General features: G+C 62.8%; 31 protein-coding genes. 8 read left to right on the top strand and 23 right to left on the bottom strand.

Annotated elements, in window-relative coordinates; translation table 11 throughout:
- Positions 1-287 precede the first annotated feature (287 nt).
- From C8C95_RS11490 to C8C95_RS11450, 9 genes are all read right to left on the bottom strand, one after another.
- Positions 288-704, bottom strand: a complete 417-nt coding sequence (locus C8C95_RS11490; protein ID WP_015012216.1) for a F0F1 ATP synthase subunit epsilon — start codon at positions 702-704, stop codon at positions 288-290.
- A 75-nt stretch (positions 705-779) separates the two neighbouring features.
- Positions 780-2186: a F0F1 ATP synthase subunit beta gene (atpD, locus tag C8C95_RS11485; protein WP_116748673.1), complete on the bottom strand. Its 1407-nt coding sequence runs from the start codon at positions 2184-2186 to the stop codon at positions 780-782.
- Positions 2187-2219: 33 nt separating this feature from the next.
- On the bottom strand, positions 2220-3086 hold the full coding sequence (atpG, locus tag C8C95_RS11480) for a F0F1 ATP synthase subunit gamma (protein WP_056058853.1): 867 nt from the start codon (positions 3084-3086) through the stop codon (positions 2220-2222).
- Positions 3087-3104: 18 nt separating this feature from the next.
- Positions 3105-4658 (bottom strand): F0F1 ATP synthase subunit alpha, encoded by a 1554-nt coding sequence (gene atpA, locus C8C95_RS11475; RefSeq protein WP_056058856.1) that lies wholly within the window; start codon positions 4656-4658, stop codon positions 3105-3107.
- Positions 4659-4700: 42 nt separating this feature from the next.
- The gene (locus C8C95_RS11470) at positions 4701-5243 is read right to left on the bottom strand and encodes a F0F1 ATP synthase subunit delta (RefSeq protein WP_116748672.1); all 543 of its coding nucleotides are present in this window, start codon (positions 5241-5243) and stop codon (positions 4701-4703) included.
- A gap of 10 nt (positions 5244-5253) precedes the next feature.
- Complete coding sequence (locus C8C95_RS11465) at positions 5254-5724, bottom strand: F0F1 ATP synthase subunit B (protein ID WP_056058864.1); 471 nt, start codon at positions 5722-5724, stop codon at positions 5254-5256.
- A gap of 34 nt (positions 5725-5758) precedes the next feature.
- Positions 5759-6028, bottom strand: coding sequence for a F0F1 ATP synthase subunit C (gene atpE / locus C8C95_RS11460; RefSeq protein ID WP_015012210.1), 270 nt, complete (start codon positions 6026-6028; stop codon positions 5759-5761).
- 54 nt (positions 6029-6082) lie between these two features.
- Complete coding sequence (atpB, locus tag C8C95_RS11455; protein ID WP_010467223.1) at positions 6083-6961, bottom strand: F0F1 ATP synthase subunit A; 879 nt, start codon at positions 6959-6961, stop codon at positions 6083-6085.
- Between the two features lie 19 nt (positions 6962-6980).
- Positions 6981-7454, bottom strand: a complete 474-nt coding sequence (locus C8C95_RS11450) for an ATP synthase subunit I (protein WP_116748671.1) — start codon at positions 7452-7454, stop codon at positions 6981-6983.
- A gap of 287 nt (positions 7455-7741) precedes the next feature.
- Here C8C95_RS11450 and C8C95_RS11445 point away from each other — a divergent pair, with 287 nt between their 5' ends.
- The 5 genes from C8C95_RS11445 (at position 7742) to C8C95_RS11425 (ending at position 11456) form a co-directional block, all read left to right on the top strand.
- Complete coding sequence (locus C8C95_RS11445) at positions 7742-8059, top strand: DUF493 family protein (protein ID WP_056058869.1); 318 nt, start codon at positions 7742-7744, stop codon at positions 8057-8059.
- Positions 8060-8081: 22 nt separating this feature from the next.
- Positions 8082-8777 carry a lipoyl(octanoyl) transferase LipB gene (lipB, locus tag C8C95_RS11440; RefSeq protein WP_116748670.1) on the top strand — a complete coding sequence of 232 codons (696 nt, stop codon included), beginning with the start codon at positions 8082-8084 and terminating at the stop codon, positions 8775-8777.
- Positions 8778-8792: 15 nt separating this feature from the next.
- Positions 8793-9773 (top strand): lipoyl synthase, encoded by a 981-nt coding sequence (gene lipA / locus C8C95_RS11435; protein ID WP_056058875.1) that lies wholly within the window; start codon positions 8793-8795, stop codon positions 9771-9773.
- A 34-nt stretch (positions 9774-9807) separates the two neighbouring features.
- A complete protein-coding gene (locus C8C95_RS11430) occupies positions 9808-10521 on the top strand; it encodes an AraC family transcriptional regulator (protein WP_116748669.1) in 714 nt (237 codons plus the stop codon).
- A 101-nt stretch (positions 10522-10622) separates the two neighbouring features.
- Entirely contained in the window at positions 10623-11456 is an 834-nt protein-coding gene (locus tag C8C95_RS11425) for a DMT family transporter (protein ID WP_116748668.1), read from the top strand.
- A gap of 105 nt (positions 11457-11561) precedes the next feature.
- Here the strand turns inward: C8C95_RS11425 and ptsP are convergent, their stop codons facing one another.
- The 5 genes from ptsP to C8C95_RS11400 all read right to left on the bottom strand — a co-directional run bounded on the left by ptsP (position 11562) and on the right by C8C95_RS11400 (position 15944).
- On the bottom strand, positions 11562-13319 hold the full coding sequence (gene ptsP, locus C8C95_RS11420) for a phosphoenolpyruvate--protein phosphotransferase (protein ID WP_116748667.1): 1758 nt from the start codon (positions 13317-13319) through the stop codon (positions 11562-11564).
- Between the two features lie 53 nt (positions 13320-13372).
- The gene (locus tag C8C95_RS11415) at positions 13373-13642 is read right to left on the bottom strand and encodes an HPr family phosphocarrier protein (protein WP_056058887.1); all 270 of its coding nucleotides are present in this window, start codon (positions 13640-13642) and stop codon (positions 13373-13375) included.
- Positions 13611-14063, bottom strand: a complete 453-nt coding sequence (locus C8C95_RS11410) for a PTS fructose transporter subunit IIA (RefSeq protein ID WP_116748666.1) — start codon at positions 14061-14063, stop codon at positions 13611-13613. The genes C8C95_RS11415 and C8C95_RS11410 overlap by 32 nt, the downstream gene beginning before the upstream one ends.
- A gap of 85 nt (positions 14064-14148) precedes the next feature.
- Positions 14149-15414, bottom strand: a complete 1266-nt coding sequence (locus C8C95_RS11405) for an MFS transporter (RefSeq protein ID WP_207780598.1) — start codon at positions 15412-15414, stop codon at positions 14149-14151.
- A complete protein-coding gene (locus C8C95_RS11400) occupies positions 15411-15944 on the bottom strand; it encodes a hypothetical protein (RefSeq protein ID WP_056744131.1) in 534 nt (177 codons plus the stop codon). The genes C8C95_RS11405 and C8C95_RS11400 overlap by 4 nt, the downstream gene beginning before the upstream one ends.
- 182 nt (positions 15945-16126) lie before the next feature.
- Between C8C95_RS11400 and C8C95_RS11395 the strand changes: the two genes are divergently transcribed.
- A complete protein-coding gene (locus tag C8C95_RS11395) occupies positions 16127-16630 on the top strand; it encodes a TlpA disulfide reductase family protein (protein ID WP_056058916.1) in 504 nt (167 codons plus the stop codon).
- Between the two features lie 150 nt (positions 16631-16780).
- Here the strand turns inward: C8C95_RS11395 and C8C95_RS11390 are convergent, their stop codons facing one another.
- Positions 16781-17236 carry a cytochrome c gene (locus C8C95_RS11390; RefSeq protein WP_108498775.1) on the bottom strand — a complete coding sequence of 152 codons (456 nt, stop codon included), beginning with the start codon at positions 17234-17236 and terminating at the stop codon, positions 16781-16783.
- Positions 17237-17409: 173 nt separating this feature from the next.
- Between C8C95_RS11390 and C8C95_RS11385 the strand changes: the two genes are divergently transcribed.
- Together C8C95_RS11385 and C8C95_RS11380 are read left to right on the top strand one after the other, a co-directional pair.
- Positions 17410-18087, top strand: a complete 678-nt coding sequence (locus C8C95_RS11385) for a cytochrome b/b6 domain-containing protein (protein WP_116748664.1) — start codon at positions 17410-17412, stop codon at positions 18085-18087.
- 46 nt (positions 18088-18133) lie between these two features.
- On the top strand, positions 18134-18625 hold the full coding sequence (locus tag C8C95_RS11380) for a GNAT family N-acetyltransferase (protein WP_116748663.1): 492 nt from the start codon (positions 18134-18136) through the stop codon (positions 18623-18625).
- A gap of 69 nt (positions 18626-18694) precedes the next feature.
- Here C8C95_RS11380 and C8C95_RS11375 read toward each other — a convergent pair whose 3' ends face one another.
- The 8 genes from C8C95_RS11375 to rplB form a co-directional block, all read right to left on the bottom strand.
- Positions 18695-19204 (bottom strand): peroxiredoxin, encoded by a 510-nt coding sequence (locus C8C95_RS11375; RefSeq protein WP_015012193.1) that lies wholly within the window; start codon positions 19202-19204, stop codon positions 18695-18697.
- A 196-nt stretch (positions 19205-19400) separates the two neighbouring features.
- Entirely contained in the window at positions 19401-19670 is a 270-nt protein-coding gene (rpsQ, locus tag C8C95_RS11370) for a 30S ribosomal protein S17 (protein ID WP_056058906.1), read from the bottom strand.
- A gap of 9 nt (positions 19671-19679) precedes the next feature.
- On the bottom strand, positions 19680-19877 hold the full coding sequence (gene rpmC, locus C8C95_RS11365; protein ID WP_015012191.1) for a 50S ribosomal protein L29: 198 nt from the start codon (positions 19875-19877) through the stop codon (positions 19680-19682).
- A 17-nt stretch (positions 19878-19894) separates the two neighbouring features.
- Positions 19895-20311, bottom strand: coding sequence for a 50S ribosomal protein L16 (gene rplP, locus C8C95_RS11360; RefSeq protein ID WP_015012190.1), 417 nt, complete (start codon positions 20309-20311; stop codon positions 19895-19897).
- 2 nt (positions 20312-20313) lie between these two features.
- Positions 20314-21195, bottom strand: coding sequence for a 30S ribosomal protein S3 (rpsC, locus tag C8C95_RS11355; RefSeq protein WP_056058910.1), 882 nt, complete (start codon positions 21193-21195; stop codon positions 20314-20316).
- A 15-nt stretch (positions 21196-21210) separates the two neighbouring features.
- Complete coding sequence (gene rplV / locus C8C95_RS11350) at positions 21211-21543, bottom strand: 50S ribosomal protein L22 (protein ID WP_007847806.1); 333 nt, start codon at positions 21541-21543, stop codon at positions 21211-21213.
- A 9-nt stretch (positions 21544-21552) separates the two neighbouring features.
- Positions 21553-21828: a 30S ribosomal protein S19 gene (gene rpsS / locus C8C95_RS11345; protein ID WP_010467177.1), complete on the bottom strand. Its 276-nt coding sequence runs from the start codon at positions 21826-21828 to the stop codon at positions 21553-21555.
- 10 nt (positions 21829-21838) lie between these two features.
- A complete protein-coding gene (rplB, locus tag C8C95_RS11340) occupies positions 21839-22663 on the bottom strand; it encodes a 50S ribosomal protein L2 (RefSeq protein ID WP_008906426.1) in 825 nt (274 codons plus the stop codon).

Genomic DNA, 22663 nt, shown 5'->3' with positions numbered 1-22663 from the left:
AAGGCCCCATGCGGACTGCATGAGGGCTTTGTGAAAATCGCCAATGCAAAAGGCCGGGGCCCTGTGAGGGGCCCCGGCCTTTTTTTAGTCTGGCGGGCAGCCGTTTCGTGCCGGAGCAGCGCTAAAAGTCACCGACCATCCACATCAAACGGAACTCATGGCAATCCACGGCTGGGGGGAACGTATGCATCATGGCAAGGCCAATGCTGGAGGGCATCCACACGGCGCAGAAATAAAAAAACCCGGCATTGCCGGGTTTTTTGCCGCACAAGAGTGCTCGCAAAAGCTTACTTCTTCTGGCGGAACTTGCGCAGTGCCGCGATCTGTGCGGCCATAACAGCCAGCTCGGACTGTGCCTTGGCCAGATCGATGTCGCTCTTGGCGTTCTTGAGCGCTTCTTCGGCTGCAGACTTGGCTGCGTTGGCCTTCTCGTCGTCCAGGTCCTTGCCACGGATGGCGGTGTCGGACAGCACGGTCACGCAGTTGGGTTGCACTTCCAGAATGCCACCGGCCACGAAAACGAACTCTTCGCCACCGTCAGCCATTTCGATGCGCACCGAGCCCGGCTTGATGCGGGTGATCAGCGGGGTGTGGCGGGGGTAGATGCCCAGTTCACCAGCTTCGCCGGGCAGAGCGACAAAACGCGCTTCACCGGAGAAGATGGACTCTTCGGCACTGACCACATCAACGTGGATGGTGTTCATCATTGCTCCTAGGAAAAGGTGGGTTGCTTGATTGCTGAAGGCCGCGCTGCCATGGGCTGCCCGGCCGACGGCTCATCAGGCCACCTTCTTGGCCTTTTCGAAGGCTTCGTCAATGGTGCCCACCATGTAGAACGCTTGCTCTGGCAGGTGGTCGCACTCGCCGTTCACGATCATCTTGAAACCGCGGATGGTTTCCGACAGGGGAACGTACTTGCCTGGCGAACCCGTGAACACTTCGGCCACGTGGAAAGGCTGCGACAGGAAACGCTGGATCTTGCGAGCGCGGGCCACGGCCAGCTTGTCTTCAGGAGCCAGTTCGTCCATGCCCAGGATGGCGATGATGTCGCGCAGTTCCTTGTAGCGTTGCAGCGTACCTTGCACGGCGCGGGCCGTGGTGTAGTGGTCTTCGCCCACCACGTTCGGGTCCAGCTGGCGGCTGGTGGAGTCCAGAGGATCCACGGCGGGATAGATACCCAGCGAAGCGATGTCACGCGACAACACCACGGTGGAGTCCAAGTGAGCAAACGTCGTGGCAGGCGATGGGTCGGTCAAGTCATCCGCTGGCACATACACGGCCTGGATGGAAGTGATCGAACCGACCTTGGTGGACGTAATACGCTCTTGCAGGCGGCCCATTTCTTCGGCCAGCGTAGGCTGGTAGCCCACGGCGGAAGGCATACGGCCCAGCAGAGCGGACACTTCGGTACCGGCCAGCGTGTAGCGGTAGATGTTGTCCACGAAGAACAGCACGTCACGGCCTTCGTCACGGAAGGATTCCGCGATGGTCAGGCCGGTCAGGGCCACGCGCAGACGGTTGCCTGGGGGCTCATTCATCTGGCCGTACACCATGGCGACCTTCGAGTCTTCGAGCTTCTCGAGGTTCACCACGCCGGAATCGGCCATTTCGTGATAGAAGTCGTTCCCTTCACGGGTACGCTCGCCCACACCAGCGAACACCGACAGACCACTGTGGGCCTTGGCGATGTTGTTGATGAGTTCCATCATGTTCACGGTCTTGCCCACGCCGGCGCCGCCGAACAGACCCACCTTGCCGCCCTTGGCGAACGGGCACACCAGGTCGATCACCTTGATGCCGGTTTCCAGCAGCTCTTGCGATGGCGACAGTTCGTCGTACGCAGGGGCCTTGCGGTGGATGGATGCTGTCAGGTCCTGGCTGACCGGACCGCGTTCGTCGATGGGCGAGCCCAGCACGTCCATGATGCGGCCCAGCGTCGCCTTGCCCACAGGCACGGTGATGGGGTTGCCGGTGTTGGACACCATGATGCCGCGGCGCAGGCCGTCGGACGAACCCAGGGCAATGGTACGCACCACGCCGTCGCCCAACTGCTGTTGCACTTCCAGCGTCAGCGACGAGCCTTCGAGCTTCAGGGCGTCATAAATCTTGGGCATCTGGTCGCGGGGGAACTCCACGTCCACCACAGCGCCGATACATTGAACAATCTTGCCTTGCACTTGAGCCATTTTTCGCTCCAATAAAGTAGTTTGTTGAGCTGCTTACACAGCAGCGGCGCCAGCCACGATTTCCGAAAGTTCTTTCGTGATCGCTGCCTGGCGCGTCTTGTTGTAGACCAGCTTCAACTCGCCAATGACGCTGCCGGCGTTGTCGGTGGCAGCCTTCATGGCCACCATGCGCGCCGACTGCTCGGACGCCATGTTTTCCGCAACCGCCTGGTAGATCAGGGACTCGACATAACGGACCAGCAGCTCGTCGATGACGCTTTGCGCATCGGGCTCATAGATGTAGTCCCAGCCGTGTTCCGTCTTCTCAGCCTGCATCTGCTCGGAGGACAGGGGGAGCAACTGCTCCACCACCGATTCCTGCTTCATGGTGTTGATGAACTTGGTGTAGCTCAGGTACACCGCGTTGATCTTGCCTTCTGCGTATGCATCGAGCAGCACCTTCACCGGGCCAATCAGCTTGTCCAGGTGGGGGGTGTCGCCCAGACCCGTCACGTGCGAAACCACCTTGGCGCCCACACGGTTCAGGAAACCCAGGCCCTTGTTGCCAATCGCCACGGCTTCGGTCGAGACGCCAGCACCTTGCAGTTCACGCAGCTTGGTCGTCACGGCACGCAACACGTTGGTGTTCATACCGCCACACAGACCCTTGTCTGTGGTGATGACGATGACGCCAGCGGTCTTGGCATCGTTCACTTTCATGAACGGATGCACGTACTCTGGGTTGGCCTTGCCGAGGTTGGCTGCAATGTTGCGGATCTTCTCGCTGTATGGGCGGGCAGCCCGCATCCGGTCCTGCGCCTTGCGCATTTTGGATGCGGCCACCATTTCCATGGCTTTGGTGATCTTCTTGGTGTTTTCCACCGATTTGATCTTGCCGCGTATTTCCTTGCCTGCTGCCATGATGGCTCCTCGTCCGGTTTAAGCGAACGACTTCTTGAACGCGGCGATCGCTGCGGTCAATTCGGCTTCTGCGTCCTTGTCCATGGCCTTGGCCTGCTCCAGCTTGGCCAGCAAAGCGGCGTGGCTGGTCTTCAGGAACTGGTGCAGGCCGTGTTCGAAGTCGAGCACCTTCTTGACGTCGATGTCGTCCATGAAGCCCTTGTTCACAGCGAACAGCGTGGAAGCCATCAGCGAGATGGGCAGCGGGCTGTACTGTGCCTGCTTGAGCAGTTCGGTCACGCGAGCACCGCGGTCCAGCTGCTTGCGGGTGGCTTCGTCCAGATCGGAGGCAAACTGCGCAAACGCAGCCAGTTCACGGTACTGGGCCAAGTCGGTACGGATACCACCGGACAGGTTCTTCACCAGCTTGGTCTGGGCTGCACCGCCGACGCGCGACACCGAGATACCGGCGTTGATAGCGGGGCGGATACCGGCGTTGAACAGGCTGGTTTCCAGAAAGATCTGACCGTCGGTGATCGAAATCACGTTGGTAGGCACGAAAGCGGACACGTCGCCAGCTTGCGTCTCAATGATGGGCAGTGCTGTCAACGATCCGGTCTTGCCCTTGACTTCACCCTTGGTGAAGGCTTCGACGTAGTCGGCGTTCACGCGGGCTGCGCGTTCGAGCAGGCGGCTGTGGAGATAGAACACGTCGCCAGGATAGGCTTCACGGCCTGGCGGGCGGCGGAGCAGCAGGGACACTTGGCGGTAGGCAACGGCTTGCTTGGACAGATCGTCATACACGATCAGCGCGTCTTCACCGCGGTCGCGGAAGTACTCGCCCATCGTGCAGCCCGAGTAGGCCGACACGTACTGCATGGCGGCCGATTCGGAAGCCGATGCGGCCACCACAATCGTGTACTCCATGGCGCCGGCTTGTTCCAGAGCGCGCACCACGTTCTTGATCGAGGAAGCCTTCTGACCAATAGCGACGTAGATACAGGTAACGCCCTGACCCTTCTGGGCAATGATGGCGTCGATGGCGACGGCCGTCTTGCCGGTCTGGCGGTCACCAATGATCAGCTCGCGCTGGCCACGGCCCACGGGCACCATCGAGTCGATGGACTTCAGGCCGGTCTGCAGAGGCTGGTCCACCGATTTACGGGCGATCACACCAGGAGCAACCTTTTCGATCACGTCGGTGAGCTTGGCGTTGATGGGACCCTTGCCGTCGATCGGCTGGCCCAGGGCATTCACCACGCGGCCGATCAGTTCGGGGCCGACTGGCACTTCCAGAATACGGCCCGTGCACTTCACGGTGTCGCCTTCGGAGATATGCTCGTACTCGCCCAGAATCACGGCGCCGACGGAGTCGCGCTCAAGGTTCAGCGCCAGACCGTAGGAGGGCTGGCCGTCCTTGGTCGCGGGGAACTCGAGCATTTCGCCCTGCATCACGTCCGACAGGCCATGAACGCGCACGATACCGTCGGACACGGACACCACGGTACCCTGGTTGCGGATATCGCTGCTGGCGGCCAGACCTTCGATGCGGCTCTTGATGAGTTCAGAAATTTCTGCGGGATTGAGTTGCATGACTCTTTCCTTCTTTCTTTGGTTCGCTGTCCTCGCCGCGCATTACGCGATGAGGGCCGCTTTCATTTGTTCAAGACGGGCCTTGACCGAAGTGTCCAGCACCTCGTCACCCACCACTACGCGAATACCACCGATCAGGGACTCATCCAGCTTCACAGCGAGGTTGAGCTTGCGGCCGAAGCGCTTTTCCAGCGCTGCGCTGACCTCAGACAGTGCAGCACTGTCCATCGGAAATGCGCTGTACACCACGGCATCCGAAGATCCGTTGCGACGATTCACGAGGGCACGAAACTGCGCAGCCACTTCCGGGAGCGCATCAATGCGTCCGTTGTCGATGACTGTGCGCAGGAAATTTTTGGCCATATCCGGCAGGGCCGAGCGGGCGACCCCGGTGAATACAGCGAACACCTGGTCTGCCGTCACCTTGGGGTTGTCCGCCAACTGACGCAGCTGGGGGTTGGCGGCAATCGCCGCCAGTTCGTCCACCCAGGCAGCGGTGCTGCCCAGATCGACGCCCGCGCCCGCAGTGGCAGCCTTGAACAAGGCATCGGCGTAAGGGCGGGCAATGGTGGCGAGTTCAGCCATGTGTGTCCCCTTACAGCTCGGTCTTCAGGCGGTTGAGCAGGTCGGCATGGACGCCAGCATTGACTTCCTTGCGGAGAATCTGCTCGGCACCCTTGACGGCCAACGCTGCCACCTGCTCACGCAGGGCTTCGCGGGCTTGGACCGTCTGCTGCTCGGCTTCAGCGCGGGCAGCAGCAACAATCTTGTTGCCTTCCTCTGTGGCGCGGGCCTTGGCTTCTTCGATGATGGCCTGGGCACGACGGTCGGCGTCCGCAAGACGCGAGGCCGTCTCGTTGCGCGCCTGTGACAGTTCCTTCTCGACGCGCTGGTTGGCAGCGGTCAGTTCGGATTTGGCACGGTCGGCAGCTGCGAGGCCATCGGCGATTTTCTGGGCTCGCTCATCCAGCGCCTTCGCGATCGGGGGCCACACGAATTTCATCGTGAACCACACGAGGATCAGGAAGACGATGGCCTGAACGAACAGGGTCGCATTGATACTCACGGCAACACCTTTCTAAAGTGGCGTTGAACGGGAATTACTTGGGCAGGTTGGCCAAGAGCGTGGAAACGAAGGGGTTGGCGAAAGCGAACAGCAGAGCGATAGCCACGCCGATCAGGAACGCAGCGTCGATCAGACCAGCCAAGATGAACATCTTGGTTTGCAGTTCGTTGATCAGTTCAGGCTGACGTGCCGAAGATTCGAGGAACTTGCCACCCATCAGGGCGATGCCGATGGAAGCGCCGATAGCGCCCAGACCAACGATCAGACCACAAGCCAGAGCGACGAGACCGAGAATGTTTTCCATGATGACTCCTGAGTTAAAAAGAAAAGTTAAGGAAAGAAAAAACGAAAGGGAAACTTAGTGCGCGTTGTGCGCCTGACCGAGGTAGATCAGCGCCAGCATCATGAAAATGAACGCTTGCAGCGAGATCACCAAAATGTGGAACAGCGTCCAGATGGTGCCAGCGATGACGTGGCCCACAGGCAGCAGCACACCCGACAGCGACAGGGCCGCAGCACCACCCATGAGGGCGATGAGCATGAACACCAGCTCGCCAGCGTACATGTTGCCGAACAACCGCATGCCGTGGGACACGGTGTTGGCGACATATTCAATGATCTGCATGAGCAGATTCACCACGCCCAGGATCAGGGCGAAGATAGGATTCTTGCTGGTGCCAAAAGGAGCCGACACCAATTCGTGTGCCCAGCCGCCAGCACCCTTGATCTTGACGCTGTACCAGAAGCGCAGGATCAGGATGGCAAAGGCGAGGCCCAGCGTGGTAGACAGGTCAGCCGTGGGCACAACACGCAGATAGGCGTGGTGAGGATCGTGGCCGGCGGCACCATAGATTTGCGCCCAGATGGCGGGCAGCAGGTCCACAGGCAGCATGTCCATGAAGTTCATCAAGAAGATCCAGACGAACACCGTCAGACCCAGGGGCGCAATGAACTTGCGGCTTTCAGCGTTGTGAATGTTCGCCTTGGCCTGGTTGTCCACCATCTCGACCAGCATCTCGACCGCTGCCTGGAAGCGTCCAGGCACACCAGAGGTTGCCTTACGGGCAGCTGACCACAGAATCAAAAGGGTGAGAGCACCCAGAACCAAACCGACGATGATCGAGTCATAGTTGATGACAGTGAAATCAACGATCTTGGTCTGGTTGACGTTTTGAAGATGCTGCAGGTGGTGAACGATGTATTCACTTGCAGTCGGAGCGTGCGCTTCTGCGGCCATCGGACAACTCTTCTCTCTATCAATCGGTTTTTCGGACACCAGGCCGCACCAACAGTGCCACCCAGTACGTTTTCATTGCGACCACCATGCCAATCAGCAAGGCAATCCAGCTCAAGCCCGGCACCAGCCGAGGTGCCGCCGCCAGCAGCGCCACCGTCAACATGATCTTGGCGATTTCCCACCCAAAGAACCCCACCATGGCAGCCCGCGGATTGGATGACGCCTTGTGGCGCAACACACCGCGGGCAAACAGTGCAGCCGGAGCCACCACTGCCAGGGCACCGTAGGCTGCAGACCAACCCACCACCGCCCTGCCCGTCAGAACCCAGGCCACCAGGGCCACCAGCATTCCGACCAGCGCCTGACCTGCCACCACCTTCCACACCGAGAGGGGCGGATGGCGACTGCGCCACTGCTGCGCCTCTTGGGCCGTCAGGGGCTTGAAGTCAGATTCTTCAGCCTCAGTTTCAGTCTCTGGCGGGAATGTTTTCATTGATGAATGACGCCCGCGTTACAGACCGCAACTTTTACAAAGCCTCTAATTATAAGTAAAAACCCATGGCACCTGACAAAAACCCGCAAACGTGCCTTTGGGTTTCGTGTGCGCCTGCTCTGTTGTGGTGATGCGCCAACGGCTTTTGCGCTCCAAAAACCTCGCGCAATGCACCGATCTGGCGCACGCCAAACACACAATTCAGACACCCTCATCAGCCCGTGGCGCACAATGACAGTGCATGCCTAGCTATTGAAACTGCAGCATCCCTACCACCGCGATCCACCATGACATCCTCCAATCCGCCGCCCGCCAACGGCCTCGATACGCAGGCAACAGATCCACGCAAAGACTCGCTGATCGAATACCCCTCCAAGTTCCCGATCAAGGTCATGGGCGCCAAGGTGGATGGGTTCGTGCACGCGGTGACCGAACTGGCCCGCCAGTTTGACCCCACCTTCGACGCCGCCACCATTGAACTGCGTGACAGCCGCGCAGGCAATTACCTCGGAGTAACCATCACCATCACGGCGACCAGCCGCGAGCAGCTGGACGACCTGTACCGTGCGCTGTCATCGCATCCGCTGGTGAAAGTGGTGCTGTAGCCGCCCCCCTGCAAGTTGCGCCATGACGATTGACATCCGCCTGCTGGGCCGTGTGGACTACGCCAGCACTGTGCAGGCCATGCAGGACTACACGACCACACGTACGCCCTCTGACCCGGATACGCTTTGGATTTGTGAGCACCCGCCGCTTTACACCCAAGGCATTGCAGGCAAAAGCGATCATGTGCTTGACCCAGGCGAGATCCCCGTCATCGCCACCAACCGGGGTGGGCAGGTCACCTTCCACGGACCGGGCCAGGTGGTCGCGTACCCGCTGATCGACCTGCAACGCGCAGGCTATTTCGTCAAGGAATACGTTTATCGCGTCGAAGAGTCCGTGATCCGTGCGCTGGCGCACTTCGGCGTCACGGGCCACCGGGTTGCCGGCGCACCCGGCATTTATGTGCGCCTGGATGATCCGCGCAGCCACGCCATGCTGCCCCAACGCCCCCAAAAACGAGCGGGCTCGGAGGCGCCCACGCCCGACTTCGAAGGCCTGGGCAAGATCGCGGCGCTCGGCATCAAGGTCAGCCGCCACTGCACCTACCACGGCGTGGCGCTGAACGTGAACATGGACCTGGAGCCCTACGGCCGCATCAACCCTTGCGGTTACGCAGGATTGAAAACGGTGGACCTTTCTACAATCGGGGTCCACACCACCTGGGAAGAAGCCGCGCAGGTGCTGGGCCAGCAGCTCAGCATCCGGTTGGCGCCCTGAACTCTGCCTACAGCCATGAGCACCCCTGAAGTCGTCCGCGAAGCGCAATCCACCGAAGCCTACAACCCGCTGGCCAAGCAAAAGGCTGCGGCCAAGCTGTCGCGCATTCCGATCAAGGTGGAGCAGGGCGAAGTGCTCAAGAAGCCCGAGTGGATCCGCGTGAAGGCGGGCAGCCCCACCACGCGTTTCTACGAAATCAAGGAAATCCTGCGCGAACACAAGCTGCACACGGTGTGCGAAGAAGCGTCGTGCCCCAACATCGGTGAATGCTTTGGCAAAGGCACGGCCACCTTCATGATCATGGGTGACAAGTGCACGCGCCGTTGCCCGTTCTGCGACGTGGGCCATGGCCGCCCCGACCCGCTCGACAAGGATGAGCCACTGAACCTGGCCAAGACCATTGCCGCACTCAAGCTCAAATACGTGGTGATTACCAGCGTGGACCGCGACGACCTGCGCGACGGCGGCAGCGGCCACTTTGTGGAATGCATCCAGAACATCCGCGAGCTGTCGCCCCAGACCCAAATCGAGATCCTGGTACCCGACTTCCGCGGCCGTGATGACCGCGCGCTCGAAATCCTGAAAGCCGCACCGCCCGACGTGATGAACCACAACCTGGAAACCGCGCCCCGCCTGTACAAGGAAGCGCGCCCCGGTTCGGACTACCAGTTCAGCCTGAACCTGCTCAAGAAGTTCAAGGCCTTGCACCCCAACGTGCCCACCAAGAGCGGCATCATGGTCGGCCTGGGCGAGACGGACGAAGAGATCCTGCAGGTCATGCGCGACATGCGCGCGCACAACATCGACATGCTGACCATCGGCCAGTACCTGGCCCCCAGCAACAGCCATCTGCCCGTGCGCCGCTACGTGCACCCCGACACCTTCAAGATGTTCGAGGAAGAGGCGTACAAGATGGGCTTCAGCCATGCGGCAGTTGGCGCCATGGTGCGCTCCAGCTACCACGCGGACCAACAGGCGCACGCCGCTGGCGTGTAAGCCCTGTCCACCCGGCCCGGTTCGCAGGTCACCCATGGGCCCGAATGGTCTGCTCTCGCTGCGCCGCTACGGCGCATCACCGGGCAGCCACAGCCATGACCATTTCCAGATTCTGCTGGGACTCTCCGGAGCGCTGGACCTGGAGGTGGCGGGCCGTGGCGTGCGCGTGGCACCCGGCGGCGGCTGCGTGATTGCCCCGGGAGATCGGCACGACTTTGAATCGTCCCGTGGCAGCCTGTGCCTGGTGCTGGACAGCGCACACCCCGACTGGGCGCGCTGTACCGGCCAACGCCGCTCGACCAAACCACCCGCCGATGCACTGCCACTGGCGCACTATCTGGCGAGCGCACTGCAACAAGACCGCCCGCTGGCACAAACCTACGGCCCTGCGCTCTTGCTGGAGGCGTGGCTCGACAGCACCCATTCCGACTGTTCCACGCCCGGCCCTACGCGCGGCCGCACCATCAACTGGCCCGCCCTGCAGCAATGGGCGGCGCAGCAATGGCACCATGAACTGACCGTGGCCGACCTGGCGGCGCAGGTGCATCTGAGCCCCAGCCAGTTTTCTGCCCGCTGCCGGGACGACCAGGGCATGGGCGCCATGGCCTGGCTGCGCGGCTTGCGCCTGGCGCAGGCCCGGGTGCTGCGCAGCACGGGCATGGCGGTGGCCGAGGTGGCGCTGCGCACGGGCTACCGCTCGCCCTCGGCTTTGACTGCCGCATTGCGCAGGGCTGAGCAGCACACATAACGGCCGACAACAGCTGGCAACCAGGCCAAAACCTTGGCGCGCGACGACTCACCGGTGTTGCGCGACGACTCACTACAGCGGGCGCGCGTAAGCTCGGCGCCATGCAAGCCAACCTCTATGCCCTGGGCGCCATTGCGCTGTGGGCCTCTCTCGCTTCCCTGGGGGTGTCCCTCACCCACATTCCGCCCTTCCTGCTCACAGGCGTTGCGCTCATCATCGGCAGCGTGCCGGCCTGGCCGTTTGTGCTGCGTGACCCTACACAGTGGCGCATCCCGCTGCGCACGCTGGCGTTGGGCGTGTACGGCCTGTTTGCGTACCACTTCCTGCTGTTCATCGCGCTGCGCCATGCCCCGCCGGTGGAGGCCAACCTCGTCAACTACCTGTGGCCGCTGTTCATCGTGGTGCTCTCGCCGGTGGTGCTGCCCGGTGTGGCGCTGCGCTTGCCGCATGTGCTGGCGGCGCTGCTGGGTTTTGGCGGCGCGGCCATTGCCATTGCCGGCGGGCGCGAGTTGAGCGGCACGCTGGCCTGGGGCTACCTACCCGCGCTGGCAGCGGCTTTCATCTGGGCCACGTATTCGCTCATGACCAAGCGCGTGGCAGCGTTCCCGACCACGGCCATTGGCCTGTTCGGGCTGGTGTCCGGCGTGCTGTCGCTGCTGTGCCATGTGGCGCTGGAGCCTGCGGTGGCACTGCAGCCGCGCGACTGGGGGCTGCTCGCGGTGCTGGGCCTGGGGCCGCTGGGGGCGTCGTTTTTTATGTGGGACAAGGCGCTCAAGCTGGGGGACGCACGGCACATCGGCATCCTGAGCTACATCACGCCACTGGCGTCCACCGCGCTGCTGATCCTGGTGAGCGGCCGCGCATTCACCTGGAGCATTGCGCTGGCCACGGCCATGATCATCAGCGCAGCCGTGATGGGGATGCGGGCACGCTGACGCAGTAATTTCAGCGAAATTGGCTGGGAGCGCTAGAAAAATATGCTCGGACAGCTATCAATTTTGAAGTAACCACCCCCCTCAGGCGGTCAGCTACTTCGCCTGTCAAGCAGTCAGCAGCACAGCAGGTTCATCGCCCGCCAGCACCTGCAGCGCCCAGGGGGCGAGCTTGCGCGTGTCAGCGCGCAGCACCTCCTGCTTCACAGCCAGGATCTGCGCGGGGTGCATGGAGAAGCTGCGCAGCCCCAGGCCCAACAGCAGCCGCGTCATGGTCACATCGCCCGCCGTTTCGCCGCACACACACACGCTCTTGCCCTGGCGCTCCCCCTCGGCAATCACATCGCCCACCAGGCGCAGCACGGCAGGGTGCAGCGGGTCGTACAGGTGGGCCACGGCCTCGTCGGCGCGGTCGATGGCCAGGGTGTACTGGATCAGGTCGTTGGTGCCGATGGACAAGAAGTCGAAGTACTTGAGGAAGGTGCGCACCATGAGTGCCGCGGCGGGCACCTCGATCATGGCGCCCAGCTGCACCGGGCCGTAGGGTTCGCCACGCGCATCCAGCTCACCCCGGGCGAGGTCCACCTGGGCGAGCGTCTGCTGGATTTCGTGCGTGTGTGCCAGCATGGGGAACAGCAGGTTGACCTTGCCATGGGCCGCCGCACGCAGCACGGCGCGCAGCTGGGTGCGGAACATGGCCGGGTCGGCCAGGCTCCAGCGGATGGCGCGCAGGCCCAGGGCCGGGTTCAGGTAGCTGTCCTTGTGGGCCTTGTTGTCCAGAGGCTTGTCCGCGCCCACGTCGATGGTGCGGATGGTGACGGGCAGCCCCTGCATGCCGTCAATGGCCTCGCAGTAGGCGCGGTACTGCTCGTCCTCGCCGGGCAGGTTGCCGCTTTTGCCCATGAACAGAAATTCGCTGCGGAACAGGCCCACGCCCACGGCGCCTGCGCGCACGGCGGCGGCGGCGTCGCCGGGCTGCTCGATGTTGGCCAGCAGCTCGATCTTGTGGCCGTCGATGGTGATGGCAGGCGTGTGGCGCAGGCGCGCCAGGCGTTCGCGCTCCAGCTCAACCTGGCGCTGGCGAAATCCGTATTCGGCCAGGATGATGGGCGAGGGATCGACAATGACCACGCCCGCATCGCCGTCGATGATGACCCAGTCGTCCTGGCGCACCAGCTGGCTGGCGGCACGCGCGCCCACCACGGCGGGGATGTCCATGCTGCGCGCGACGATGGCCGTGTGGCTGGTCTTGCCGCCCACGTCCGTCACAAAGCCCGCGAACACGCTTTGCTTGAACTGCAGCATGTCGGCGGGCGAGAGGTCGTGCGCCACCAGCACCAGGGGCACATCCACCGTGTCGTCCAGCAGCAAATCTTGCTGTGTCTTGCGACGCGGGCTGCTGGCCGGTGGTGCCACCGGGCTGGCCACGCCTTTCATGTAGCGCAGGATGCGTTCAACCACCTGCTCCAGGTCCGCCTTGCGCTCGCGCAAGTACTCGTCCTCCATCTCGTCGAACTGGCGCGCAATCACCTCAAGCTGGGTGGTGAGCGCCCACTCGGCGTTGTACAGGCGCTCGGTGATCCAGTGTTTCACGCCGCCCGTGAGGGCTTCGTCCTGCAGCAGCATCAGGTGCACGTCCAGCAACGCGGTCAGCTCGTGCGGCGCGTCGGCGGGCATGTCGGTCTGCAGGCGCTGCAGCTCCTCGACCACGGCATTGCGGCCCTGGCGCACCCGCTCAATCTCGCCCTCGACCTGGGAGGGCTCGACAAAGTAGTGCGCCACATCCACCCGGCTGGACGCCACCAGCACGGCCCGGCCAATAGCAATGCCGCGTGCAACTGCGAGGCCGTGGACGGAGAAGGTCATGGTGGTGTGATCAAAGGTTCGACGGGGTCAGGACACGGGCGAGGTGGACAGGCTTATTCACCTTCGCCAAATTTGTCGGCAATGAGTGCCAGCAGGGCGTCCATGGCCTCCTGTTCGCGGTCGCCGTTGGTTTCCAGCTCCACTTCAGAGCCCAGCCCAGCGGCCAGCATCATCACGCCCATGATGCTCTTGGCGTTGATGCGGCGCTCCCCCTTGCTCATGAAAACGTCACACGGAAAGCTGCCGGCCAGCTTGGTGAGCTTGGCCGATGCGCGGGCGTGTAGGCCCAGTTTATTGCTGATGGTCGTACGGGTCTTGATCATGTCGGTTACGGCGGTTCTGGTTCTGCGGCGCGGAAATGGCCACCTGCATCACCCCTTGGGTACCACCCACCACGGCGCGGGTCACCACGGAATCGAGCGGCTCGGTCCGGTAGCTCACGGCGCGCAGCAGCATGGGCAGATTGACACCCGTCACCAGGCGCGAGCGCACGCCATCGACCAGGCGCTGCGCCACGTTGCAGGGCGTGGCGCCAAACACATCGGTCAGCACCAGGGTGGTGTCGGTGCCCAGCTGGTCCAGCATGATGCGCGCCTGGGCCAGCGATTCTTCGGGGGGCTGGTTGGGCTGCACGTCGAGCGCAGCCACGCTGCTGCCGCAGTCGGCAAACACGTGCAGCGCACATTCGCGCAGCGCATGGGCCAGTGGGGCGTGGGCAATGATGAGGATGCTGGTGGGGCTCATGGTCACGACTTACGCCACGCGGGGACCAACGAAGGGCAGGTCACGAAGAGGCCGCCGGTGGTTGCATCGATGGTTGCGCAAGTGTTCATGGTGTGGGGGTTGTCAGCACATTATGGCGCCGCCCCCGAAGCAGGAACCATGCGTAGGCGCTGGCGTTGCATGCCAGGTACACCGCCATGGCAGCCTGGAACGCTGGCACGGTGGCCAGCCCCGCGGCTGCAAAGGCGTCCACCGCCAGCCCGATGCCCCACTGCACCACAAACACGCCCACAAAAATCACGAGGTTGTAGGCCGACAGCGCCCGCCCTGCCAGCGCCTGCGGAAACGCCATGGCCACGGCGGGCTGCGACAGCGACACGAAGGTGCACGACACGCAGAACAACGCCCAGGCGCCACCCCCGGCCTGGGGCCCCGCCAGGATGATGCCCAGCAGCACCACCGAGCACAGCGGAAGGCCCATGGCCATCAGCCGGTCGGCACCAAACCCCTTGCGCAGCAGCCAGGGGTTGACCATGCCCCAGGTCCAGAAGGTGCACAACATGGCCACGTTGATCCAGAACAGGCCCGTCGCCGACTCCAGGGCGGTGTAGCCCGCCACGCGCTGCATCCACGGCCCGGCCCACAGCGTCTGCATGGCCACCATGCCGCCGTAGCAGAAGAACCCCAGCGGCGCGAGGCGCTGAAAATAAGGGTGCCGCCACACCACGCCATAGCCCTGGGGCACGGCCTCTGCGGCGTTGGACGCTGCCTTGGGCTGCCCCGCCAAACCCCAGCCTGGCACCCACAGGGCAATCACCACCATCGACAACGCGATCAATACCGCCAGCCCCCAGAACAGCGGGCGCCAGCCCACCAGCGGCAAGGCCCATTGCACCGGCAGCGTGGAGGCCACCATGCCCAGCGAGCCCGTCATCAACATCCACGAGTTCGCCCGCATCTGCGCCACCGGCTCCAGCCACCGGCGGTAGCCAGTGAGCGGCGCCATCAGACAGGCGCTGACGCCCGCGCCGCACAACACCCGACCGGCGAGCAGCCCCGAAAACCCCGTGGCCCCCGAAAACACCAGGCTGCCCACCACGGCCACGCCCAGGAAGCCCAGTGCGACCTTCTTGGGGCCATGCCGGTCCAGCCAGGTCCCCAACGGCAGCTGCGTGGCCGAGAAGCCCAGAAAGTACCCGCCCGCCAGCAGCCCCAGGTCCCGCGCCTGTAGCGAGAACTCCTGGGCCAGCGTGGGCGCCAGGGTGGCCGTGACGGCACGCACCAGCGCCGACAGAAAGTAGGCAAAAGCAAACGCCAGAAAGACGATGACGGCCGCCCGCCGTGGCAACACGCCGCCGCTGCTCATCGTCATGGCAGCGCCAGGCCAGCGAAGAACTGGTCGGCCACCTCCGGCCGGGGCTTGGCGGTGTAGACGACGGCGTGGTACAGCCGCACCTGCGGCCCTGCCGCGCGTGCAAACCACACGGCCTGCGCGACCACCGCGCTGCCATCGGGACGCTGCCCCTGTGCCACGGTACGCACCGACTGCGGCAGGGGCAAGGTGCCGCGCGGCGCGTAGGGTACGTCTTTGGCGCCCGCTTCGGCCCCTGCCCCCAGGCGCGCCAGCATGGCAGCCCGCCAATGGGTGAGCGCTGCGCCCACCTGGGCAGGGTCTGCCAACGCGGCATGGGACACGGCAAAGGTGGCGCCATCGGCATCACAGCCCACCATGGACAGCTCCACCGGTGCACCGGCCAGCTCCACCGTGCGGGTGGCCTGGTCGGGCTTGCACGGCAGGGTGATGGTCAGGTCCGCTTCGGGCAGCGGCACGGTGCGCCAATTCAGTGCGGGGCTGCAGCCCGCAATCAGCAGGGCAGCGGCCCCGGTCAATGTCCATTTCATCGGGGCATTATCGGCAGAGTCCCCGATGTCGCCCCTGCCCTGCGTTCTGCGGCGAACTTTTGCGGGAAAGTCGAGTCCAGCCTTGGTGTGGCGAGCGCCGCTCGCGCTGCGATCGGGCCACTCCGGCACAATGTGGGGTGGGGTACAGGCCCCGTGTTTCTTTTGGGATGGGTGGTAAAGTCATGGCGATCAAGCATTGGGCAGCAGGTGTGGCGGTGGCAGCGTTTGCCGCTGTGGGTGCCTATGTGTACCTGGACACAGGCCGCGCCGAAGCGCCTGCATCGACCTTCGTGCTGCTGGATGGCTCCAGCAAATCCACCGCCGACCTGAAAGGCAAGGTCACCCTGGTCAACTTCTGGGCCACGAGCTGCACCACCTGCGTGGCCGAAATGCCCGAGATCATCGCGACCTACAACAAGTACAACAGCAAGGGTTTTGACACCCTGGCCGTGGCCATGAGCTACGACCCGCCCAGCTACGTGGTGAACTTTGCCGAGACACGCAAGCTGCCCTTCCAGGTGGCCATCGACAACACCGGCAACGTGGCCAAGGCCTGGGGCGATGTGCGCCTGACGCCCTCCACCTTCATCGTGAACAAGCGGGGCGAGATCGTGAAGACCTATGTGGGCGCCCCCAATTTCCCGGAGCTGCACCAGTTGATCGAGAAGCTGCTGGCAGAAACCTGAGCAGCGGGGCGGACACAACGCCCCCGCATGCACCACAGCCCGTTCAGGGCATCAAAAAGGCCAATTTCGAAAGAAATTGGCCTTTTGCGCTAGTGGATCATGCCTTGATTGCTATGCAAAACATAGCGACATGATCCTCCAGTGATCGCGTCACTTCGCTCGGAAGTTGTCGTGGCAGGCCTTGCAAGTGCCTGCAGTGGCACCAAAGGCGGTTTTCAGGTTGTCCAGGTTGCCGGTCTTGGCCGCAGCGGCGAGTTTCGCGGTCTCGGCTTCCAGCTTTTCGGCATGGTCCTTGAACTTGGCCTGCTCGGTCCAGATTTCTGGCAGTGCCTTGGTGGGCGCGCCCTTGTCGGTGCCGGGACCAAAGCCTGCCCATGGCAGCTTGGCCATCTGGGCCACGATGTCGGCATTCTCCTGCGCCACCTTGGCATCGAACGGCGCGCGGCCGTTGGCCATGGCGCCGAGGCGGCCAAAGTGCTGGCCCATCACAAACAGCGCACTCTGGCGGTATTTGATGGCGTCTTCGGCTTTGGCAAATTGGGCGGAGGCGGGGGCGGACAGGGTCAGGGCCGCAGCCGCCAGGGTCAACGCAGCAAATGCTTTCATCGGAACTTCCTTTTTCGTGGGTGGAACAGAATGGTGCCTTCCAAGCCTGCGCAGTATGCCGGTTTGGGCGCGTTTGTGCTGTGGCTGGGAGGTTACAGGTCCGGCCGCCCTGCCGCACAATGCCGCATGCTTCCTCATCCATCCCTCACTTCGGCGCACCGCCTTTGACCACCATGACGCAGCACACCGTACGCATCTGGGACCTTCCAACCCGCATTTTTCACTGGGCCCTGGCGGTCTGCATCGTGGCGCTGGTCATCACCGCCAATGTGGGAGGCAATGCCATGGTCTGGCATTTCCGCCTGGGCTACACGGTGCTGGCGCTGCTGGTGTTCCGGCTGGTCTGGGGATTGGTAGGGGGCCGCTGGTCGCGCTTTTCGGCGTTCCTGTACTCGCCAGCGCGGCTGCTGCGGTACCTGCGTGGCACGCCACACCCGGAGGACGGCATCGGACACAGCCCGCTGGGCGCGTTGTCGGTGTTCGTGCTGCTGGCCGTGCTGGCAGCCCAGGTGGGCACGGGTTTGCTGAGCGACGACGAGATCGCCTTTGCCGGACCGTTGACCCAATATGTCTCGAACGCCGTCGTGGGGCTGGCCACGAACTACCACAAGGACATCGGGCAGTTCCTGGTGCTGGGGCTGGTGGCAGTGCACGTGCTGGCCATCATCTTTTATGTGCGCGTGCGCAAGCAGCAGCTCATTCGCCCCATGCTGGACGGCGACAAGACGCTGCCCGAGGCGGCGGCGCCTTCGCGGGATGATGCCCTGAGCCGTATCGTCGCCTTGGTGGTGCTGGCACTGAGCGCTGGCGTGGCCTGGTGGGTGTCGTCCCTGGCGGCACCGGCGTTCTGAACGAAGTCGCTACACTGGCGGCTCCTTCGTTTGCACGCCTTGCGCTTTGGACAAGCCCTCCATCTCCCTGAGAACCCCCTCTTCGCCCGCCGAGTGGGATGCGGTCAGAGACATCTTTCGCGAGTACGCCAGCACGCTGGGCGTTGATTTGTGCTTTCAGGACTTTGAGTCCGAACTGACGCAGCTGCCGGGCGACTACGCCGAACCCCGTGGCGCCCTGCTGGTCGCCGAAGTGGAAGGCGCCTTGGCAGGCTGTTGCGCCCTGCGCCCGCTGGATAACGCCGACTACCCCAACGCCAGCGAAATGAAGCGGCTGTATGTGCGCAAGGCGTTTCGCGGCTTTGGCCTGGGTCGCGAGCTGGCCGAAGCCATGCTGGACCGGGCGCGGCAAGCAGGTTACGCGTGTGTTTTGCTCGACACCCTGGACGATATGGAGTCGGCCCGCGCGCTGTACACCGACCTGGGCTTCGAAGAAATCCCGCCCTACTACCACAACCCCATACCCGGGGCACACTACCTCAAGGTCGATATTTTTTGACCATTTGAGGCGCAAGCGCATGATGTACATGCGCTTGCAGCTATTGATTCAATAGCAATCAGCGGGGTCTCACGCCGCCTTGGCCTGGGCCAGCAGGGTGTCAGCGTCGCTCACTTCAAACTTGCCCGGTGCTTCGACGTTGAGCGTGACCACCTTGCCATCGCGCACGAGCATCGAATAGCGGTTGCTGCGCAGGCCCATGCCCTTGGAGGTCAGGTCCAGGGTGAGGCCCGTGGCTTGCGCGAAGGCGGCGCTGCCGTCGCCCAGCATGCGCACCTTGCCGTCGGTCTTCTGGTCGCGCGCCCAGGCGCCCATCACGAACGCGTCGTTCACGCTCACGCACCAGATTTCATCCACGCCGGCCGCCTTGAACTCGGCGGCCTTCTCCACATAGCCAGGAACATGCTTGGCCGAGCAGGTGGGTGTAAAGGCACCGGGCAATGCAAACAGGGCAATCGTCTTGCCCGCCGTCGCCTTGTCCACCGCCACGGGATTCGGGCCGATGCTGCAGCCTTCGCCCTCGACTTCGGAATATTCCATCAGCGTGGCTGCGGGCAGGGTGTCACCGACTTTGATCATTGTTTTCTCCTAGGGATGTTGGGATGGGGTGTTGGAACCCGAGAACGCAGTGCCATGCAAAGCTCCTCCTGGGCACGGTGTGAACCGTTCGCATCAAAAAGGTGGCCCACAAAGCAAAACGACCCACATTGTGGGTCGTTTTGAAGGGCCTTGCTGCCCAGGGGCTTGCGCCCCCGGAGCGGGCATGGACAGCTGCTTACAGCAGGCCGGCCTTTTGCACCAAGCGGGTCGCCACCCAGTTCTTGGTCTTGGAGAGCGGACGGCTCTCGGTGATTTCGATCACGTCGCCCAGCTTGTACTCGCCATTTTCATCATGGGCGTGGTACTTGCTCGACTTCGCAACGATCTTGCCGTAGAGCTCATGCTTCACACGACGCTCGACCAGCACGGTCACAGTCTTTTGACGCTTGTCGCTGACCACCTTGCCAATCAAGGTGCGCTTGAGGGATTTTTTAGGTTCCGTCATATGGGCTCCTTACTTGGCGGCTTGCTTTTCAGCAAGAATGGTCTTGGCACGTGCGATATCACGGCGGGTAGTGCGCAGCGTGTTGGTGTTACCCAGTTGCTGCGTAGCCTTTTGCATGCGCAGGCCGAAATGGGCCTTTTGCAGTGCCTTGATTTCGGCTTCGATGCCGGCAACGTCTTTTTGGCGCAGTTCAGTAGCTTTGGTCATTTTCATGGTCTCCTGAATTACGCGCCAAGGTGACGGCTGACGAACGTGGTGCGCAGCGGCAGCTTGGCAGCAGCCAGGCGGAAGGCTTCGCGGGCCAGTTCTTCGGGCACGCCGACGATCTCGAACACGATCTTGCCGGGCTGGATTTCGGCCACGTAGTACTCGGGGTTGCCCTTACCGTTACCCATACGCACTTCTGCGGGCTTGGTAGAGATTGGCTTGTCCGGGAACACGCGGATCCAGATACGGCCGCCACGCTTGACGTGACGGGAAATCGCACGGCGTGCAGCTTCGATCTGGCGGGCCGTCAGACGGCCACGATCGGTGCACTTCAGACCGAAATCACCGAACGCAACGGAGGCACCCCGTGTTGCGACGCCAGTGTTACGGCCCTTTTGCTCCTTGCGGTATTTACGGCGAGCAGGTTGCAGCATCTTTATTCTCCTTTACCGTCCGCTGCTGTAGCGGGCGCGGCGACTTTGCGTACGCGCTTAACGGCGGTGTTATCAGCGCCACCAGCTTCCGCTGGCTTGTCGCTGCCGTCGGCCGGAGCGGCGTTGCCACCGACAGGACGACGTGGGCCACGGCCTGCGCCTGGACGATCGCCACCTGGGCGGCCATCACGGCGTGGGCCACGTGGGCGGCGCTCTTCGTCTGGACGAGGCGTTTCCACGGCGGGCAGGTCATTGCGGCCCAGCGTGTCACCCTTGTAGACCCAGACCTTGACGCCGATCACACCATAGGTGGTCTTGGCTTCAGAGGTACCGTAGTCGATGTCCGCACGCAGCGTGTGAAGTGGCACGCGGCCTTCACGGTACCACTCGCAGCGAGCGATTTCGATACCGTTCAGACGACCGGACGACATGATCTTGATGCCCTGGGCACCCAGACGCATGGCGTTCTGCATGGCGCGCTTCATGGCGCGGCGGAACATGATGCGCTTTTCGAGCTGTTGCGTGATGCTGTCGGCGATCAGCTTGGCATCGATTTCAGGCTTGCGCACTTCTTCGATGTTCACTGCGACGGGCACGCCCAGACGCGACGCGAGTTCCTTCTTCAGGTTCTCGATGTCTTCGCCCTTCTTGCCGATCACCACACCAGGACGTGCCGAGTAAATGGTGATACGGGCGTTCTTGGCAGGACGCTCGATCAGGATGCGCGACACAGCCGCGTTCTTGAGCTTGGCCTTCAGGTACTCGCGCACCTTGATGTCTTCGGCCAGCATGCCCGCGAAATCGCGGTTGCTGGCGTACCAACGGCTGGACCAGTTGCGGCTGACCGCAAGGCGGAAGCCGGTAGGATGGATTTTCTGTCCCATAGTCTTCCCGAGCCTTTAGTTGCCAACCGTCACGTACACATGGCACGTGGGCTTGCTGATGCGGTTGCCGCGGCCTTTGGCGCGCGCGGTGAAGCGCTTGAGCGTGGTGCCTTGTTCGACGTAGATGGTCTTGACCTTCAGTTCGTCGATGTCAGCGCCATCGTTGTGTTCGGCGTTGGCGATGGCCGACTCCAGAACCTTCTTGACGATTCCCGCAGCTTTTTTCTGCGTGAAGTTCAGGATGTTCAGAGCCTGGTCCACTTTCTTGCCGCGGATCAGGTCGGCGACCAGACGGCCCTTGTCGACCGACAGACGGACGCCCCGGAGGACTGCACGTGTTTCAGACATGGTCGTTCCTTACTTCTTCGCTTTTTTGTCAGCGGGGTGACCCTTGAAGGTGCGCGTCAGGGCGAATTCGCCCAGCTTGTGGCCCACCATCTGGTCGGTGACATAGACCGGCACGTGTTGCTTGCCGTTGTGCACGGCGATGGTCAGACCGATGAACTCGGGCAGAACCATGGAGCGACGCGACCAGGTCTTGACTGGTTTCTTGTCCTTGGTGGCAACGGCCTTTTCGACCTTGGCCAGCAAGTGATGGTCAACAAATGGACCCTTTTTGAGAGAGCGAGTCATCTGCTACCCCTTACTTCTTGCGACGCGACACGATCATGATCTGTGTGCGCTTGTTGTTACGGGTGCGATAACCCTTGGTCAGATTGCCCCAAGGATCGACTGCATGGCGGCCTTCGCCGGTGCGGCCTTCGCCACCACCGTGAGGGTGATCCACCGGGTTCATGGCCACGCCGCGAACCGTAGGACGAATACCCATCCAGCGCTTCACACCGGCCTTGCCCAGTTGGCGCAGGCTGTGTTCTTCGTTGGCCACTTCACCAATGGTGGCGCGGCATTCGATGTGAATCTTGCGCACTTCGCCGGAACGCATACGCACCTGGGCGTACACGCCTTCACGGGCGAGCAGCGTTGCCGAAGCACCCGCCGAGCGGGCGATCTGAGCACCGGCACCGGGCTTGAGCTCGATGCAGTGGATGGTCGAACCCACGGGGATGTTGCGGATAGGCAGCGTGTTGCCAGCGCGGATCGGGGCTTCCGAACCCGACAGCAGGGTTGCGCCCACTTCCAGGTTGCGGGGAGCGATGATGTAGCGACGCTCGCCGTCGGCATAGCACACCAGAGCGATGTGGGCCGTACGGTTAGGGTCGTACTCAATGCGCTCAACCTTGGCCGGAATGCCGTCCTTGTTGCGCTTGAAGTCCACCACACGGTAGTGGTGCTTGTGACCACCGCCCTTGTGGCGGGTGGTGATGTGACCGTTGTTGTTACGACCGGCCTTCTGGAATTGTGGCTCCAGCAGGGGGGCGTACGCTTCACCCTTGTACAGGTGGTCACGCGTGACCTTCACCACAGCACGTTGGCCCGGCGAGGTAGGTTTCATCTTAACGACAGCCAT

This window comes from Acidovorax sp. 99 (assembly GCF_003096455.1).
In the GTDB taxonomy this organism is placed as follows: Bacteria; Pseudomonadota; Gammaproteobacteria; order Burkholderiales; family Burkholderiaceae_C; genus Acidovorax; species Acidovorax delafieldii.
Note: the sequence above shows the minus strand (reverse complement) of the source record. Positions and strands in the feature narration are given on the sequence as shown.

Excerpts from the sequence above, each read along its gene's own strand:
- C8C95_RS11430 (WP_116748669.1), top strand. The coding sequence starts at position 9,808 with ATGGGCCCGAATGGTCTGCTCTCGCTGCGCCGCTACGGCGCATCACCG.
- rplP (WP_015012190.1), bottom strand. The coding sequence starts at position 20,311 with ATGCTGCAACCTGCTCGCCGTAAATACCGCAAGGAGCAAAAGGGCCGT.
- atpA (WP_056058856.1), bottom strand. The coding sequence starts at position 4,658 with ATGCAACTCAATCCCGCAGAAATTTCTGAACTCATCAAGAGCCGCATC.
- rplV (WP_007847806.1), bottom strand. The coding sequence starts at position 21,543 with ATGTCTGAAACACGTGCAGTCCTCCGGGGCGTCCGTCTGTCGGTCGAC.
- atpE (WP_015012210.1), bottom strand. The coding sequence starts at position 6,028 with ATGGAAAACATTCTCGGTCTCGTCGCTCTGGCTTGTGGTCTGATCGTT.
- C8C95_RS11410 (WP_116748666.1), bottom strand. The coding sequence starts at position 14,063 with ATGAGCCCCACCAGCATCCTCATCATTGCCCACGCCCCACTGGCCCAT.
- lipB (WP_116748670.1), top strand. The coding sequence starts at position 8,082 with ATGACGATTGACATCCGCCTGCTGGGCCGTGTGGACTACGCCAGCACT.
- C8C95_RS11425 (WP_116748668.1), top strand. The coding sequence starts at position 10,623 with ATGCAAGCCAACCTCTATGCCCTGGGCGCCATTGCGCTGTGGGCCTCT.
- rpsS (WP_010467177.1), bottom strand. The coding sequence starts at position 21,828 with ATGACTCGCTCTCTCAAAAAGGGTCCATTTGTTGACCATCACTTGCTG.
- C8C95_RS11375 (WP_015012193.1), bottom strand. The coding sequence starts at position 19,204 with ATGATCAAAGTCGGTGACACCCTGCCCGCAGCCACGCTGATGGAATAT.
- C8C95_RS11490 (WP_015012216.1), bottom strand. The coding sequence starts at position 704 with ATGAACACCATCCACGTTGATGTGGTCAGTGCCGAAGAGTCCATCTTC.
- C8C95_RS11470 (WP_116748672.1), bottom strand. The coding sequence starts at position 5,243 with ATGGCTGAACTCGCCACCATTGCCCGCCCTTACGCCGATGCCTTGTTC.
- rpsQ (WP_056058906.1), bottom strand. The coding sequence starts at position 19,670 with ATGACGGAACCTAAAAAATCCCTCAAGCGCACCTTGATTGGCAAGGTG.
- atpB (WP_010467223.1), bottom strand. The coding sequence starts at position 6,961 with ATGGCCGCAGAAGCGCACGCTCCGACTGCAAGTGAATACATCGTTCAC.
- C8C95_RS11405 (WP_207780598.1), bottom strand. The coding sequence starts at position 15,414 with ATGACGATGAGCAGCGGCGGCGTGTTGCCACGGCGGGCGGCCGTCATC.
- atpG (WP_056058853.1), bottom strand. The coding sequence starts at position 3,086 with ATGGCAGCAGGCAAGGAAATACGCGGCAAGATCAAATCGGTGGAAAAC.
- C8C95_RS11415 (WP_056058887.1), bottom strand. The coding sequence starts at position 13,642 with ATGATCAAGACCCGTACGACCATCAGCAATAAACTGGGCCTACACGCC.
- rplB (WP_008906426.1), bottom strand. The coding sequence starts at position 22,663 with ATGGCTGTCGTTAAGATGAAACCTACCTCGCCGGGCCAACGTGCTGTG.
- rpsC (WP_056058910.1), bottom strand. The coding sequence starts at position 21,195 with ATGGGACAGAAAATCCATCCTACCGGCTTCCGCCTTGCGGTCAGCCGC.
- rpmC (WP_015012191.1), bottom strand. The coding sequence starts at position 19,877 with ATGACCAAAGCTACTGAACTGCGCCAAAAAGACGTTGCCGGCATCGAA.
- ptsP (WP_116748667.1), bottom strand. The coding sequence starts at position 13,319 with ATGACCTTCTCCGTCCACGGCCTCGCAGTTGCACGCGGCATTGCTATT.
- lipA (WP_056058875.1), top strand. The coding sequence starts at position 8,793 with ATGAGCACCCCTGAAGTCGTCCGCGAAGCGCAATCCACCGAAGCCTAC.
- C8C95_RS11400 (WP_056744131.1), bottom strand. The coding sequence starts at position 15,944 with ATGAAATGGACATTGACCGGGGCCGCTGCCCTGCTGATTGCGGGCTGC.
- atpD (WP_116748673.1), bottom strand. The coding sequence starts at position 2,186 with ATGGCTCAAGTGCAAGGCAAGATTGTTCAATGTATCGGCGCTGTGGTG.
- C8C95_RS11390 (WP_108498775.1), bottom strand. The coding sequence starts at position 17,236 with ATGAAAGCATTTGCTGCGTTGACCCTGGCGGCTGCGGCCCTGACCCTG.
- C8C95_RS11450 (WP_116748671.1), bottom strand. The coding sequence starts at position 7,454 with ATGAAAACATTCCCGCCAGAGACTGAAACTGAGGCTGAAGAATCTGAC.
- C8C95_RS11395 (WP_056058916.1), top strand. The coding sequence starts at position 16,127 with ATGGCGATCAAGCATTGGGCAGCAGGTGTGGCGGTGGCAGCGTTTGCC.
- C8C95_RS11385 (WP_116748664.1), top strand. The coding sequence starts at position 17,410 with ATGACGCAGCACACCGTACGCATCTGGGACCTTCCAACCCGCATTTTT.
- C8C95_RS11445 (WP_056058869.1), top strand. The coding sequence starts at position 7,742 with ATGACATCCTCCAATCCGCCGCCCGCCAACGGCCTCGATACGCAGGCA.